Source organism: Streptomyces sp. NPDC002853 (assembly GCF_053591915.1).
The window spans coordinates 621,862-637,933 of sequence record NZ_JBSFUS010000004.1 but is presented as its reverse complement, the minus strand read 5'-3'; the positions used below and the strand labels follow the sequence as shown (position 1 = coordinate 637,933).

The window sequence follows — 16,072 nt, the reverse complement described above, 5'->3', positions numbered from 1 at the left end:
GTACGACCAGAGAGATGTCCTCCCCCGGGTGGGTTACGCGGCGGTTCGGCGGATCATCCGAAATCTCGAAAATTCTTGCGTACCTGCCCGTCGTGGCGCGCCCGTACAAGCCTCTGGACGGGCCGTGGGCGCGTCGGCGCACCATCGTCGACCGTATCCTCGGTCTCCGTGGAAAGGGGCCCGGATGCACCGGAACATACGCACTGTCGACGACGTCCTGAAGCTTATGGACGGCCTGTTCGCGCCGGAAGCCGACCGCTGGACCTCCGACGCGGCGACCTGGTGGGACGGCTTCTACACCGACCGTGACCGGCCGGTGCCGTTCTTCGTGGCGAAGCCGGACGAAAACCTGGCCTCGTACGTCGAGCGTGGGCTCGTCACTCCGGGGCGCGCGCTCGATCTGGGCTGCGGTCCCGGCCGCAACTCCCTGTACCTGGCCTCCCTGGGGTTCCAGGTGGACGCCGTCGACCTCTCCCCGGCAGCCGTGGACTGGGCCGAGGAGCGGGCCCGCGAGGCCGGGGCGGACATCCGCTTCCACCGGGGCGACGCCTTCGCGCTCACCGAGACCGAACTGGGCGGCCCGTACGACCTGATCCACGACTCGGGCTGTTTCCACCACCTGCCGCCCCACCGCCGCGTCAGCTACCTCTCCCTGCTCGACCGCGCGCTGGCCCCCGGCGGCCACCTCGCCCTCACCGCCTTCGCCGCAGGGGAAGCGGGCTCCGGCTCCGAGCTGCCCGACGCGGACTTCTACCGCGCGTCCGGACTCCAGGGCGGCCTCGCCTACACGCCGGAGTCCCTGCGCTGGATCTTCTCCGACCTGACGGAGGTCGAACTGCGTCGCATGCGCGACGAACCCGCCGACTCCGCGCGCTTCGGCGAGCCCTTCCTGTGGACGGCACTGTTCCGGCGGGACGCCCAGGCCCTGCTGTCGTGAAAGCCCCACTCGACCTGACCGAAGTCGGCTCCGTCGGCGGATTCTTCGCCCTGCGCACGGGCGAACCGCCCGCCGGGCCCCAAGTGACGCCCCTGGCACGGCTGTACGCGGGGGACGACGGGCCCCTCGCGTTCCGCGTCGACAAGGTCGCCGCCCGGCTGGGGGCGCCCGACGCGCGTGTCGCGGTGTCCGTGGCGCAGCTGGGGCTCGCGGCGCGGCTGTGGTCGGTGGCGCTCGGCTCGGCCGCGCTGCACGGCGCGGTGCCGGACCTCGATCCGGGGCGGCTGCACTGGGACGCGGACGGCAGCTCCCCCGATGACCTGTGGCTGACCGAGGTGCGGACGCGGCCCGGTGACGCCGCGAACATCCGGGACGCCGTGCAGCACGCCCATCTGGCTCCGTTGGCCGACGCCTTGCGCACGCGGCACCGGATCTCCGCACCCCTGCTGTGGGGCAACGCGGGCTCCGCGCTCGCCGGCGCGGCCCGCGAACTGGACACCTGGGCGCGCCGCACGGGACGTATCGACGTGGGGGAGCGGGCGCGGGCCCTGGCCGTGGAACTCTTCGACCATCCCGACCTGCGCGGCACCGGAACGCTGCGCGGCACGGCGTTCCGCCGCCGCAGCTGCTGTCTCTACTACCGGTGCCCGGGCGGCGGCCTGTGCGGGGACTGCTGCTTCGAGCGGCCGCCCCGGAGGTCGGTGCGGGCCTCTTCCCCACCGGGCGCTTCTGGGTGACCATGAGGGGGCGGACGACCGGCGGCTGGGGTGGACGGACGGAGGTTCTGCGTGCGAGTAGGACTGCTCACCCGGGAGTACCCCCCGGATGTCTACGGCGGCGCGGGCGTCCATGTCGAGTTTCTCGCACGGGAGTTAGAGGCCCTCGTCGACGTCGACGTGCACTGCTGGGGAGAGGGCGCGGCCGCCGACGGCCCCATGCGCCACCAGGCCTGGGCCTCCCTCGACGGCGCCAACGACGCCCTGCGCACCTTCTCCGTGGACCTCTCCATGGCGGCGGCGCTCACGGGCTGCGACCTCGTCCACTCCCACACCTGGTACGCCAACCTCGCGGGCCATCTCGGGAAGCTCCTGTACGGCATTCCGCACGTCATGACAGCGCACTCCCTGGAGCCGTTGCGCCCGTGGAAAGCCGAGCAACTGGGCGGCGGGTACGCCCTCTCCGGCTGGGCCGAGCGCACCGCCGTAGAGTCCGCGGACGCCGTGATCGCCGTCTCGCGCGGCATGCGGACCGACATCCTCGACTGCTATCCCGCCATCGACCCGGCGAAGGTACGCGTCGTCCACAACGGCATCGACACCGACCTGTACCGCCCCGTCGCGGGCACGGACGTCCTCGAACGCCTGGGGATCGACCCCCAGCGGCCGTACGTCCTGTTCGTCGGACGCATCACCCGGCAGAAGGGCGTGCCCCATCTGCTGCGCGCGGCCAAGGAGTTGGACCCGGCGGCGCAGCTGGTGCTCTGCGCCGGGGCGCCCGACACCCCGCAGATCGACGCCGAGTTCCGCACCCTCTTCGATGAGCTGAGCCGCGCCCGCGCGGGGGTCCACTGGATCCCGGAGATGCTGCCGCGCGAGCAGGTCATCCAACTCCTCACACACGCCCGCCTGTTCGTCTGCCCTTCGGTGTACGAGCCGCTCGGCATCGTGAACCTGGAGGCGATGGCCTGCGGCACCCCGGTCGTGGCATCGGACGTCGGCGGAATCCCCGAGGTCGTCGCCGACGGAAGCACGGGCCTCCTCGTCCCGTACGAGGAGAAGGAGCCGGCGGCCTTCGAGGCGCGCCTTGCACAGGCCCTGAACGACCTGGTCGGCGATCCGCGCACCGCGACCCGCATGGGCGCCGCCGGACGTGACCGGGCCGTCGGGGAGTTCGGCTGGGACGCGGTCGCGCGACGCACGACCCGCGTGTACGAGGAGTTACTCGAGTCCAAGTGATCCCGGTTAGTGATCCCGGTTAAGGGGGCGGCGCGATGCGCGGTGGACCTTCGGTGCTCGGAATCGTCCTGGCGGGCGGTGAGGGCAAGCGCCTGCAACCCCTGACCGCCGACCGGGCCAAACCAGCGGTCACGTTCGGCGGCACCTACCGTCTCGTCGACTTCGTGCTCTCCAATCTCGTCAACGGCGACGTCATGCGGATCTGTGTGCTGACCCAGTACAAGTCGCACTCCCTGGACCGGCACGTCACCACCACCTGGCGGATGTCCAGCCTCCTCGGCAACTACGTCACCCCGGTGCCGGCCCAGCAGCGCCTGGGCCCCCGCTGGTATCTGGGCAGCGCCGACGCGATCCTGCAGTCCCTCAACCTCGTCCACGACGAACAGCCGGACTACATCGCGGTGTTCGGGGCCGACCACGTCTACCGCATGGACCCGCGGCAGATGCTCAAACAGCACTTCGAGAGCGGCGCCGGGGTCACGGTCGCGGGAATCAAGGTGCCGCGCTCGGACGCGTCCTCCTTCGGCATCATCACGCCCGCGCGGGACGGCACCCGCGTCGAGCGTTTCCTGGAGAAGCCCACCGACCCGCCGGGGCTGCCGGGATCGCCCAACGAGGTGTTCGCCTCCATGGGCAACTACGTCTTCACCACGAAGACCCTGGTCGACGCGATCCAGCAGGACGCCGACGACGACAACTCCAAGCACGACATGGGCGGTTCGATCCTGCCGATGCTCACCGAGCGCGGCCTGGCCCAGGTCTACGACTTCGACGACAACCACGTGCCGGGGGAGACCGCGCGGGACCACGGCTACTGGCGTGACGTCGGCACGCTCGACGCGTACTACGAAGCGCACATGGACCTGATCTCCGACCAGCCGGTCTTCAACCTGGACAACCGCCGCTGGCCGATCTACACCCACCCGGGCGGCCTGCCGCCCGCCAAGTTCTGCGCGGCGGGCATCGCGAGTGAGTCCATCGTCAGCCCCGGATGCGTCATCCGGGGGCAGGTCACACGCTCCGTGCTCTCGCCCGGCGTGACCATCGAGGACGGGGCGGTCGTGCAGGGCTCGGTCCTGCACGACAACGTACGCGTGGGCAGGGGAGCGGTGGTGCGCGGCGCGGTCCTCGACAAGAACGTGGACGTCCCGCCCGGGGCGACGATCGGCGTCAACCCCGAGCGGGACGAGGAGCTCTACACGGTGTCGAAGGGCGGCGTGATCGCGCTGGGGAAGGGGCAGATCGTCCCCATGTAGCCGCCCCCGCGTCCGTGCGTACTACAGCACCCGGCGTCTGCGCCCCAGCCACGTCTGCGCGATCACCACGAGTGCCAGGAAGGCGCCGCTGACCACCTGTTGGTAGGCGGAGTCCAGGGAGCCGATCTGGTTGATGACGTTCTGGATGACCTTCAGGAGCAGTACGCCGACGAGTGATCCGCTGATGAAGCCGAATCCGCCGGTCAGCAGGGTGCCTCCGATGACGACCGCGGAGATCGCCTCCAGTTCCATGCCCGAGCCGAGGATGGTGACGCCGGAGACCAGCCAGGCCGCGTTGAGCGCACCCGCGAGGCCCGCGCAGAGGCCGGAGAGGGTGTAGACGGTGACCTTGGTGCGGGCCACGGGGGCGCCCATGAGGGCCGCCGCGTCCTCGTTGCCGCCGACCGCGTACACGTACTGGCCGAAGCGGCTGCGGCGCAGTACGACGGCGCCGGCGACGAAGAGGCCGAGGGTGATCCAGACGGGGGCCCCGATGCCGAGGAACTTGCCCTGGCCGAGCGTGGCGAAGAACGAGTCCTTGTCGACGAGGTAGGTCTTGGAGCCCTCGTCGGTGATGGACAGCAGGATGCCGCGCGCGCCCAGCATCGCGGCCAGCGTCACGATGAAGGGGGCCAGGCGTGAGCGGGCGATCAGGAGGCCGTTGACGAGGCCGATGAGTCCGCACACGGCCAGCGGCAGGAGCAGCGCCACCGCCGTCCCGTACTGCGAGCCCCAGGCCGCGAGCACGCCGCCGAGCGCGAACAGGGACCCCACGGAGAGGTCGATGCCGCCGGTGATGATCACGAAGGTCATGCCGAGGGCGACGACCGCGAGGAAGGCGGAGGAGACCGCCATGTTCTCCAGGTTGTCGCCGGTCAGGAACGTGTCGAAGCTGAGCGACGCCGCGATGACGGCGACCACCAGGGTGACCAGGGCGCCGTGCTGCTGGGCGAGCGCGCTGACGCGCTCGGAGCGGCTCGCCCCGGACTCCTCGTCCTCTGGCTTCTTCATGGGCTTGGCCTCGGATAGGACGGTGCCGGTCACCGCTTGCCCCTCTCCCGTGCCGCGTAGACGGCGAGAATGATCACTACGGCCTGGGCGATCTGTGTCCAGGAGGGCGGCAGATCGTGCTTGATGAGCGTCGTGGTGAGCAGCTGGATCAGTACGGCGCCCGCGACGGTGCCGCCGATCCGTACGCGACCGCCGCTGAGCGGCGTGCCGCCGACCACCACGGCCGTGATCGCGGACAGTTCCATCAGGTTGCCGAGCGAGGTCGGGTCACTCGCGGTGAGGCGGGCCGTCGCCAGGACACCCGCGATGGCGGCGAGCACGCCGGCGCAGACGTACACGAGGATCAGGACGCGCCGTACGGGGAGTCCCGCGAGGCGCGCGGCCGGGCGGCTGTCGCCGATGGCGAGGAGCTGGCGCCCGAAAGTGGTGCGGCGGACCACGAAGGCCACGATGAGCGCGAGGGCCGCCGCGATCAGGACGAGGTAGGGGATTCCCAGGACGTCGCCGGAGCCGAGCGAGGCCATGGTCGGGTCGCGTACGTCCTTGAGCTGGGGGAGCAGCACGAGGGCGAGTCCGCGGCCCGCGACCATCAGCGCCAGGGTGGCGACGATGGGCTGTACGCCGATGAACGCGATGAGGGAGCCGCTCGCGAGGCCGATGACCGCGCCGCCGATGAGCGCGACGATGATCGCGATCCAGGTCCCGTAGCCCAGGTAGAGGGAGAGCAGGGACGTGGAGAGCGCCATCACCGAACCCACGGAGAGGTCCACGCCCTCGCTGCCGATGGCCAGGGCCATGCCCAGGGCGACGATGAGGACGGGGGCGACCTGGACGGCCTGGGTGCGGAAGTTCTCGGCGGAGAGGAAGTGCGGGGTGAGGGCGATGTTCAGGATCAGGAGGACGGCTACGCCCAGGTAGACGCCGTAGTTCTGGAGGTGGCCGAGGATGCGGTCGCGGTCGGCGGCTTTCGCGCCGACGGCTTCCGTGGCGAGGTCAGTCATGGTGGTCTCCGGGGCCTCCGGTGGTGGCTATCGCCCGCATGAGGGCGTCTTCCGTGACCTTGGCGCCCGTCAGTTCCTCGATCACCGTGCCGTCCTTGAGGACGATGACCCGGTCGGAGCCTTCGATGAGTTCCTCCATGTCGGAGGAGATGAGGAGCACCGCGAGTCCGTCGTTGGCCAGTTCGTCTATCAGTTTCTGGACTTCGGCCTTCGCGCCGATGTCGATGCCCCGGGTGGGCTCGTCGAGGAGGAGGACCTTCGGGTTCATCGCCAGCCAGCGGGCCAGGAGGACCTTCTGCTGGTTGCCGCCCGACAGTTCGCCCACCTTCTGGTGGGGGCCCGACGCCTTGATGCGCAGGCGCTTCATGAACGTGTCCACGATGGAGTCGATGGCCGCCTCGTTCACCAGGCCGAGGCGGGAGAGCCGGGGGAGCGCGGCGAGCGCGATGTTCTCGCGGACGGAGAGGCCGGGGACGATCCCCTCGGCCTTGCGGTCCTCGGGGAGCAGGCTGATGCCGGCGCGGATGGCGGCGGGCGGCGAGCCGGTGCGGACCGTGTCACCCGCCACCACCACACGTCCGGAGTCGGGCGGCAGCGCTCCGGCAATGGCCTTGGCCGTCTCGCTGCGCCCTGAGCCGAGCAGGCCGCCCAGTCCCACCACTTCGCCGGGCCGGATCTCGACGGAGACGCCATGCAGGTGGTGGCGCATCGTCAGATCGTTTGCCCGGAGGATGGGTTGGGTCTCCGGGGCGTGTTCGCCGGAGAACTTGGTGACGCCCTCCTCGCGCACCTCCCCGATCTCGCGCCCCAGCATCAGCGAGACGAGGCGGAGCCTGTCGAGTTCCGCGATGGGCCCCGTGTGCACCAGCTTGCCGTCGCGCAACACGGTGACCGTGTCGCACACCTCGTAGAGCTCCTCCAGGCGGTGGCTGACGTAGATCACCGCGATACCGCGGTCCCGCAGCATGCGGATGACGCCGAACAGGGTCTGGACCTCGCGGGGTTCGAGCGACGACGTGGGTTCGTCCATGATGACGACCTGCGCGTCGACCGAGACCGCTCGGGCCAGGGCCACCATCTGCTGCGTGCCGACGCCCAGTTCACGCAGCGGGCGGCGCACGTCCACACGGATGCCGAGCCGCCGCAGGGCCTCGTCCGCCTCACGGTGCATGCGGCGGAAGTCGATGAGGCCGAGCCGGCCACGAGGTTCGCGGCCGAGGAAGAGATTGCGGGCCACGCTCATCAGGGGGACGAGGTTGACCTCCTGGTAGATGGTGGAGATGCCCGCGTGCTGTGCTTCGAGCGGCGTGGCGAACGTGACCTGCCGCTTGTTGTACGTGAGGGAGCCGGCGTCCGGTGCGTACACGCCCGTCAGCACTTTGATCAGCGTGGACTTGCCCGCGCCGTTCTCGCCGATCAGGGCGTGCACCTCACCGGCGCGCGCGGTGAAGTCGACCCCGTCCAGGGCCCGTACGCCCGGGAACGTCTTGCTGAGGCCGGTGACCGAGAGGACGTCGGACATCTCAGTACGCCTTGCCGAGGTCCGCCTTGGCGTTGTCCTTCGTGTACGCGCTGTCCTTGATGACGATGTCCTGCGAGACCTTCGTGCCCTTGGTGAAGGTGTCCAGGGTCTGGAAGGCGAGCGGACCGAAGCGCGGGTTCGACTCGATGACGCCGTCGATCCAGCCGTCGACGATGCCCTGCACGGCGTTGCGGGTTCCGTCGACCGTCACGATCTTCACGTCGCCGGCCTTCTTGCCCGCGCCCTTGAGGGCGTTGACGGCGCCGAGGCCCATCTCGTCGTTCTCGGCGTAGATCCCCTTGATGTCCGGCTTGGACTGGATGAGGTTCTCGGTGACCGACTGACCCTTCTCGCGGGCGAACTCGCCCGTCTGCTTGAAGACGATCTTCAGGTCGGGGGCCTTCTCCTTGACGCGGTCCTCGAAGCCCTTGGTGCGCTCGGTGGTGACGTTGTTGCCCGCGGAGCCGAGCAGGATCGCGACCTTGCCCTTGCCGCCCGTGGCCTTGATCATCTGGTCGGCCGCGCGCTTGCCCTGCTCGACGAAGTCGGAGCCGATGAAGCTGACGTAGTCCTTGCAGGCCTTGGCGTTGATCTTGCGGTCGATGGTGATGATCGGGATGTGCTTGGCGGAGGCCGAGCGCAGCACGGGCTCCCAGCCGTCGGAGTTCAGCGGTGCGATGACCAGCAGGTCCGCGCCCTTGGCGATGAGGTCCTGGACGTCGCTGATCTGCTTGGAGAACTGCGACTGGGCGTTCGCGGTGAGGAGTTTGACGCCGCGCTTCTTCGCCTCGGCCTTGATGGAGGCCGTCTCCGCGATGCGGAAGGGGTTGGCCTCCTTCTCGGACTGGGAGAAGCCGACGGTGGCGCTCTTGAGGTCGAGCTTCTTGCCGCCGTAGGCGTCTATCGCGCAGGTCGGGCCGCTGCCCTCGCTCGGTTCCGAGACGACCTGCCCCGAGTCGCCCTGGTCCTGGGACGCGGAGCTCTTGTCGCCGTCGTCCTCGGACTTCGCGCATCCGGTGGCGAGCGCGAGGCTCGCGGCGAGACCGGCGGCGAGGAGGGTCCTGGCTGAGGTGCGGCTAAGGCGTGTGGTCGGCTTCATGGAGTCCCCAAAACGGCACGGCCCCGGCGCTGAGAGCGCTCACGGGAGGATCGGCTCTTACGGTCACTCGGCGGTACGGGGAGCTTTTTACATCGTTGAAAGGGGGCTGTAAACCCTCCGCGCACGGGGAGCCTCCAGCTGACGACTCGCCAGTTCAGCGTCGCCCCAGCGTGCTCTCCCGCTCCACCAGGCGGAATTCGGCGGTGAGTTCACGTCCCTCGGGTGCTCCCGAGCCCTCCAGACTGCGCAGCAGCGAAGCCACCGCGAGCCGGGCGATGGCCTGTTTGTCCGGTGAGACCGTGGTCAGCGTGACCGCCCCGAACTGCCCCTCGGCGATGTCGTCGAAGCCCACCACCGCCACGTCCCACGGCACGCGCAGACCGCGTTCGTGCAGCACCCGCATGGCACCGATGGCCACCAGGTCGTTGTACGCGAAGACCGCGTCGGGCCGCACCCCCGCGTCCAGCATCCGCGCCATCGCCTTCGCCCCGTCCCAGCGGTTCCAGCCGCCGACCGGGCCCACCAGGCTGTCCGGCGCGGCTATCCCCGCCTGCGTCAACTCCTCGCGCCAGCCCTGGAGCCGGAGGTTCGCGGGCTGGTTCGCGGAATCCGTGCGGGCGCCGAGATAGGCGATGCGGGAGCGGCCGCGGCCGACGAGGTGACGTACCGCGGTGCGGGCCGCCGCGACGTTGTCGATCGCGATGTGGTCGTAGGGCAGGTCGTACTGGCGCTCGCCGAGCAGCACCAGGGGTACGTCGTCCTCGCGGCCGAGCAGGTCGGCCGACTCCAGCTCCAGCGGGCTCATGATCAGACCGTCGATCACCCGGGCCCGGAACCCCTGGCTGACCAGGACCTCCTGCTCGCGTTCGCCGCGCGTGTGGTCGAGCAGGACGGTGAAGTCGTGCTCGGCCGCCGCGTCGATGACCGCGCCCGCCAGTTCGGCGAAGTAGGGGTTTCCCAGTTCGGGGACGGCGAGCGCGATGATGCCCGTACGCCCTTTCCGCAGGTGACGTGCCGTCAAGTTCGGGCGGTAGCCCAGCTCGTCGATCGCCTCCTGCACGCGCGCCCGCATCGCCGGGGTGACGTGCTGATATTTGTTCACCACGTTCGAGACGGTCTTGATGGAGACGCCCGCGCGCTCCGCGACGTCCTTGAGGCTAACCCGCACGTGCAGCTCCCTGCGTCGAGGTGCACCCCTGTCCTGGGGTGTTTGTCATGGCCCTGGACAGCGCGCCGGAGAGCGTGCTGTCATGCCAACTGCCGTTCCTTCCAACGTTGTACAGATTCGTTGTACAGACTGCGGCGGTCAGCCGCCACCCCCTTCCTCAGCCTTCAAGCACCGCTTTCGAGCTACGGAGGATCTGTGCGCCCCACCCGACCCAGACGAGTCAGGCAGCGACTGATATTGCTGCTCACCGTCGCCCTCGCCTTCGCCGGACTCACCGCGGTCCCCGCCGCGACAGCCGCCGACGAACCCCCCGAGATCCACGGCCTGAAGGGCGAGTACTACACCCAGTCCGCCCCCGGTGCCTTCGACTTCCACGAGCTCAAGGCCACCGGCTTCGACCAGAAGATCGACTTCGACAACCTCGACCCGCGCCTGGCCTTCGCCACCGGCAAGGCCGACGACGCCACCGTCCGCTGGACCGGCAAGGTCGTCCCCGAGAAGACCGGCTCCCACACCTTCTCGATGATCGGTGACAACGGCTTCAGGCTCTGGGTCGACGGCAAGCTCGCCATCGACCACTGGGTCGACGACTGGGACAAGGAACAGACCGCGCAGCCGGTCGAGTTGACCGCCGGCAAGGCCTACGACATCAAGGTCGAGTACTTCGAGCACTACGGCGGCTCCAACCTCCACCTGCGCTGGACCGAGCCCGGCGGCACCAAGAAGGCGATCCCGCAGTCGGCCTTCCGCCTGCCCGACGGCTTCGACTACGACGGCGCCACCTCCGCCACCGTCCTCAAGGACGGCCGCACCCTGAAACTGGACTTCGCCCAGAAGCTCGGCGCGCCCCCGAACGGCCTCGCGGACCACATCGAGGCGGTCATCGGCGGCGCCAAGTGGCCCATCGGCACGATCAAGGCCGACCCCGATGACCCGCGCGCGCTCCTCGTGGGCCTCGAGGAACCCGTCGTCGGCAACAAGACGGGCACGGCCAAGGGCACCGCCGACATCCGCTACGACGGCAAGGGCGGCCTGGCGGGCGACGACGGCAAGGAGGTCGCCGCCTTCTGGAGCAGCGGCCCCAACCACTCCGAGCACCAGCTGCGCACCAAGTTCGCCGACGACGTGAAGCCGGGCAACGTGCTCCCCGAGTACCCGCGCCCCCAGCTGACCCGCGACGCCTGGCGCAACCTCAACGGGACCTGGCAGTTCGCCTCGGCCAAGGCCGGCGAGAAGCCCCCGTTCGGCAAGCAGCTCGGCGAGAAGATCCTCGTCCCCTACCCCGTGGAGTCCCAGCTCTCCGGCCTGGAACGGCACGAGGACCGCATGTGGTACCGCAGGACCTTCACCGTCCCGCAGGGCTGGAAGGTCGGCGACGGCAAGCGCCTCAAGCTCAACTTCGGCGCGGTCGACTGGCAGTCCGAGGTCTTCGTGAACGGCAAGAAGGTCGCCGAACACAAGGGCGGCTACGACAAGTTCAGCGCCGACATCACCGACGCCCTGAAGCCGGGCAGGACGCAGGAGCTGATCGTCGGCGTCTATGACCCGACCGACTCCAAGGACGGCGAGAACCCGCCGGTCGGCAAGCAGCGCCTGGACCCGAGCGGCATCTGGTACACCCCGTCGTCCGGCATCTGGCAGACGGTGTGGATGGAGCCGGTGGCGGCCGACCACGCCGACTCGCTGAAGATCACGCCCGACGTGGCCACCAAGCAGGTCACCGTCGAGCCCAAGGGCGTACGCGACGGAGTGCCGGTCAAGGCGGTCGCGTACGAAGGCAAGAAGAAGGTCGCCGAGGCGAGCGGACGCACGGGCAGCCCGCTCAAGCTGAAGATCGCCGAGCCGCACCTCTGGTCGCCGGACGACCCCTTCCTCTACGACCTGAAGGTCACGGTCGGCAGGGACAACGTCAAGAGCTACTTCGGGATGCGGACGCTCGCCGTGGAGAAGGTGAACGGCACACCGCGCACCATGCTCAACGGCAAGCCCCAATTCCTGATGGCCACGCTCGACCAGGGCTTCTGGCCGGACGGGCTGCACACCGCGCCGACCGACGAGGCGCTGGCGTACGACCTCAAGATGCACAAGGAAATGGGCTTCAACTCCGTGCGCAAGCACATCAAGGTGGAGCCCGACCGCTGGTTCTACTGGGCGGACAAGCTGGGCCTGATGGTCTGGCAGGACATGCCGTCGATGGACGCGGGCCGCAGCCCGGGCACGGCCGCCCGCGCTCAGTACGAGTCCGAGATGAAGCAGATGATCGACGAGCACTGGAACCACCCGTCGATCGTCATGTGGGTCACCTTCAACGAGGGCTGGGGCCAGTACGACGAGGGCCGCATCGCCACCCAGGCCAAGTCCTGGGACCCGACCCGCCTGGTCAACGGCATGTCGGGCCTCAACCTCGGACGCGACGGCGGCACCGGCGACATCATGGACGAGCACGGCTACCCGAGCCCGGCGCTGCCGCCCAAGCCCGACGGCGAACGCGCGCTGATCAACGGCGAGTACGGCGGCCTCGGACTCGCGGTGCCGGGCCACGCCTGGTCCGTCCAGCAGAGCTACGTCGACGTGGACCCGGCGACGTACACGGACGACTACCTCACCAAGCTGGACGAGGTGCGCGCGCTCGCCTGCAAGGGCGGCAACGGCGCCGTCTACACCCAGATCTCGGATGTGGAGGGCGAGTTGAACGGTCTGCTCACGTACGACCGCAGGGTCGTCAAGCCCGACGTGAAGCGGCTCAAGGCAGCACATGAGTCCTTGATCGGCGACGCGTCGCGGCCCGACCCGGCGGGCTGCCCAGGTTCCTGACCCGGGCACGGGGGCGCTCCGGACCGGTCGGCGGTCCGGAGCGCCTGCCCCGCCGACGCTCGACCCGTCACCGCCCGGCCCGCGCGCATATCCCGTGGACGCGGGCTCGTTCGCTTGGCACGATCACCCCGTGATCGACAAGAGTGAGTGGGCGAGGGCCGCGGCCCGGAACAACGCCGAGTGGTGCGACGCGGTCTGCCGCGCGCACGGCCTGGCGGGGGAGTTCGGGGAAGGGGTGTGGAGCAGCGCGCGGCGGACGCCCCCGCTGTATCCGGACGCCGTTTCGCTCACCCCCGAGGTGTCGGCTGCCGCATTGGTGGCGCGGATCGACACGACCTCACCGGGCTGCTCGGTCAAGGACAGCTTCGGCTGCCTCGATCTGGAGCCGATGGGCTTCGAGGTCCTGTTCGAGGCCCAGTGGATCCACCGACCCGCGGTCGCGGCTCCCGCGGGGCATCCCGGCGTCAGCTGGGAGCCGCTCAAGAGCGCTGATGCGCTGCCCGCATGGGAGAGCGCGTGGAACGACGGTGAGGGGGGCCTGGACTTGTTCCGGCCCGGAGTGCTGACCGGGGACACGACGTTCCTGGCCGGGACCTCCCTTGACGGCCACATCGTCGCGGGTGCCGTCGCGAGCCCCGGCGATTTCGTGGTCGGCATCTCCAACCTGTTCGCGGTGGGCGACGCGACGGGCGGCGAGGCGGCGGCCTGGGCCGGCTGTCTGACGGAGGTCGCCCGGCTCTGGCCCGGCCTGCCCGTCGTCGGATATGAGAGCGGCGAGAGCCTGGACGTCGCCGTCGGCCAGGGGTTCACCCCGGTCGGACCGCTGCGGATCTGGGTGCACACCTCCTGAGAGCCGCAGCCCGCTTCTCTCCCCGTCTCCCACCCCTTGACGCACGCGACGCGACCATCGAAGAATGATCGCGTTCCGCGCTTTGACAACGTTGTCCAAGGAGGCGTTCCCACCCATGAGATGGACCCAACGGCTACGCGGTACGGGGGTGGCGGTGGCCGCGGCCACGCTCCTCGGGGGAGCCCTCGCCATACCGGCGGCGCAGGCCGCCCCGGCGGCGGATGGCCGCCTTACCGACCTGGTCAACCCGTTCATCGGCACCGAGAACGAGGGCAACACCTATCCCGGTGCGGCCGTGCCCTTCGGCATGGTCCAGTTCTCGCCCGACACCGGCCACAACACCGGCTACGACCACTCCGACACCCACATCCGCGGCTTCTCGACCGTCCACCTCTCGGGCGTCGGCTGCGGGCTGGGCGGCGACCTGCCGGTGCTTCCCACCACGGGTGACGTCAAGGAGACGGACTACGCGAAGTACGCGGCGGAGTTCAGCCACGACGACGAGAAGGCGAGCCCCGGCTCGTACCAGGTGGGCCTGAAGTCCGGCATCGATGCGGAGCTGACCGCCACCAAGCGCACCGGCGTGCAGCGCTACACCTTCCCCGCCACCGAGAAGGCCAACGTCCTGCTCAACGCGGGTCAGTCGCTGCACAAGACGGGCAGCACCAAGGTCGAGATCCTCGACAGCCGTACGGTCCGCACGGCGATCACCGGCAGTGGCTTCTGCCAGGACACCAAGCCGTACACCGTTTACACGATCACCAAGTTCGACCGGCCCTTCACCACGTCGGGCACCTGGAAGGGCGACACCGTCACCGCGGGCTCCAGGTCGTCGTCGGCGGGTGAGGAGCGCAACGGCGCGTACGTCCGCTTCGACACCTCCAAGGACCGCACCGTAGAGGCGACCACCGCTCTGTCATACGTCGACGCCAAGGGTGCCGCGCTCAACCTCCGCGCGGAGGGCGGGCGTTCGTACGACCGCGTCGCGAAGGCGGCCCAGCGGGCGTGGGAGGACCGGCTCGACGACGTGAAGGCGCAGGGCGGCAGCGAGACCGTGCGCCGCACGTTCTACTCCTCCCTCTACCGTTCGTTCCTCGCGCCGAACATCGGCAGCGACGTCGACGGCCGGTACACGGGCTGGGACCAGAAGATCCATCGCGCCAAGGGATTCACGTACTACCAGAACTGGTCCCTGTGGGACACCTACCGCACCCAGGCGCAGCTCCTCGCCCTGCTCGCGCCGCACGAGTCACGTGACATGGCGCTCTCCGTCCTGAAGATCGACGAGGAGAGCGGCTGGCTGCCCAAGTGGGGCTACGGCACGGTCGAGACGAACATCATGACCGGCGACCCCGTCACCCCTTTCCTCACCAACGCCTATCAGCAGGGCCTGCTCAAGGGGCATGAGGAGGAGGCGTACCGCGCCCTGAAGAAGAACGCGGACGGTGTGCCGCCCGCCGACTCGGCGCCCGTGGGCCGCGAGGCCAACAAGGAGTACCTGAGCGAGGGCTTCGCGCCGTACATCAAGGGCCGCCCGCACGCCAAGCCCGGCGACTCGGACTACGACCACGGCGCTTCCGCGACGCTGGAGTACGCGCTCTCGGACGCGATGCTCGGCCAGATGGCCGCCGACCTGGGGCACAAGGCCGACGCCAAGCGGTACGCGGACCGTGCGCAGAACTACCGGAAGATCTTCGACGCCTCGACCGGTTTCTTCCGGGCGCGGGACGCCGCGGGCGCCTTCACCGGCCCGGCCGACCCGGCCAAGAGCGAGGGCTTCCACGAGGGCACGTCCTGGCAGTACCAGTGGCTCGTCCCGCAGGACCTGCCCGGCATGGTCGGTCTCATCGGCGGCAAGCAGGCCACCAACGACCGCCTCGACTCCTTCTTCGCCTACGAGCAACTCCTGAAGGACCCGGCGAAGACCGCGCGCGAGGTCTGGGTCAACGGACCCTACGACTACTACAACGCGGACAAGTACAACCCGCAGAACGAGCCCGACCTCATCGCCCCGTACACCTACCTGTCGACGGGCCAGCCGTGGAAGACGACCGACGTGGTGCACGCCGCGCTCACCCTCTTCACGGACACCCCGACCGGCATGACCGGGAACGATGACCTCGGCACCATGTCCGCCTGGAACGTGCTGTCCTCGATCGGTGTCTTCCCGGTCCAGCCCGGCACGGACACCTGGGGGCTCTCGACGCCCGTCTTCGAGCGCGTCGACCTCAAGCTCGACCGCCGCTATTACCCGAAGGGCCGTCTCACGGTGAAGGCGCCGGGCACCTCGGACACCAAGCGGTACATCCAGTCGGCGCGCACGGACGGCGCCGACTACGGCAAGACGTACCTGACGACCGACGACATCCGTGACACCCGCGAACTGTCCTTCACGGTGGGCGACAAGCCCTCGAAGTGGGGCACGTCGCAGGACGCAGCGCCGCCGGCGCTGAAGTGAC

The 16,072-nt window shown here is 69.5% G+C and carries 12 protein-coding genes; 7 read left to right on the top strand and 5 right to left on the bottom strand.

Going from position 1 to position 16,072, the window contains the following annotated elements; genetic code table 11:
• Positions 1–184: 184 nt before the first annotated feature.
• Genes ACWD02_RS14165 through glgC form a run of 4 tightly spaced genes read left to right on the top strand, consistent with a single transcriptional unit; the run spans position 185 to position 4,148 of the window.
• Positions 185–937: a class I SAM-dependent methyltransferase gene (locus ACWD02_RS14165; protein WP_451209047.1), complete on the top strand. Its 753-nt coding sequence runs from the start codon at positions 185–187 to the stop codon at positions 935–937.
• On the top strand, positions 934–1,674 hold the full coding sequence (locus ACWD02_RS14160) for a (2Fe-2S)-binding protein (RefSeq protein WP_451209043.1): 741 nt from the start codon (positions 934–936) through the stop codon (positions 1,672–1,674). The genes ACWD02_RS14165 and ACWD02_RS14160 overlap by 4 nt, the downstream gene beginning before the upstream one ends.
• A gap of 51 nt (positions 1,675–1,725) precedes the next feature.
• Entirely contained in the window at positions 1,726–2,892 is a 1,167-nt protein-coding gene (glgA, locus tag ACWD02_RS14155) for a glycogen synthase (protein ID WP_451209040.1), read from the top strand.
• 35 nt (positions 2,893–2,927) lie between these two features.
• On the top strand, positions 2,928–4,148 hold the full coding sequence (gene glgC / locus ACWD02_RS14150) for a glucose-1-phosphate adenylyltransferase (protein ID WP_451209038.1): 1,221 nt from the start codon (positions 2,928–2,930) through the stop codon (positions 4,146–4,148).
• A gap of 21 nt (positions 4,149–4,169) precedes the next feature.
• Here the strand turns inward: glgC and ACWD02_RS14145 are convergent, their stop codons facing one another.
• The 5 genes from ACWD02_RS14145 to ACWD02_RS14125 form a co-directional block, all read right to left on the bottom strand.
• Complete coding sequence (locus ACWD02_RS14145; RefSeq protein WP_451209249.1) at positions 4,170–5,159, bottom strand: ABC transporter permease; 990 nt, start codon at positions 5,157–5,159, stop codon at positions 4,170–4,172.
• A gap of 29 nt (positions 5,160–5,188) precedes the next feature.
• Positions 5,189–6,160, bottom strand: a complete 972-nt coding sequence (locus ACWD02_RS14140) for an ABC transporter permease (protein WP_451209035.1) — start codon at positions 6,158–6,160, stop codon at positions 5,189–5,191.
• Positions 6,153–7,682: a sugar ABC transporter ATP-binding protein gene (locus ACWD02_RS14135; protein ID WP_451209032.1), complete on the bottom strand. Its 1,530-nt coding sequence runs from the start codon at positions 7,680–7,682 to the stop codon at positions 6,153–6,155. Before ACWD02_RS14135 ends, ACWD02_RS14140 begins: the two co-directional genes overlap by 8 nt.
• Position 7,683: 1 nt before the next feature.
• Positions 7,684–8,781, bottom strand: coding sequence for an ABC transporter substrate-binding protein (locus ACWD02_RS14130; RefSeq protein WP_451209029.1), 1,098 nt, complete (start codon positions 8,779–8,781; stop codon positions 7,684–7,686).
• Between the two features lie 154 nt (positions 8,782–8,935).
• Entirely contained in the window at positions 8,936–9,949 is a 1,014-nt protein-coding gene (locus ACWD02_RS14125; protein ID WP_451209026.1) for a LacI family DNA-binding transcriptional regulator, read from the bottom strand.
• A 195-nt stretch (positions 9,950–10,144) separates the two neighbouring features.
• Here ACWD02_RS14125 and ACWD02_RS14120 point away from each other — a divergent pair, with 195 nt between their 5' ends.
• The 3 genes from ACWD02_RS14120 (at position 10,145) to ACWD02_RS14110 (ending at position 16,071) form a co-directional block, all read left to right on the top strand.
• Complete coding sequence (locus tag ACWD02_RS14120; RefSeq protein ID WP_451209022.1) at positions 10,145–12,763, top strand: PA14 domain-containing protein; 2,619 nt, start codon at positions 10,145–10,147, stop codon at positions 12,761–12,763.
• A 133-nt stretch (positions 12,764–12,896) separates the two neighbouring features.
• Entirely contained in the window at positions 12,897–13,613 is a 717-nt protein-coding gene (locus ACWD02_RS14115; RefSeq protein ID WP_451209246.1) for a hypothetical protein, read from the top strand.
• A 115-nt stretch (positions 13,614–13,728) separates the two neighbouring features.
• Positions 13,729–16,071: a GH92 family glycosyl hydrolase gene (locus tag ACWD02_RS14110; RefSeq protein WP_451209020.1), complete on the top strand. Its 2,343-nt coding sequence runs from the start codon at positions 13,729–13,731 to the stop codon at positions 16,069–16,071.
• Position 16,072 lies beyond the last annotated feature (1 nt).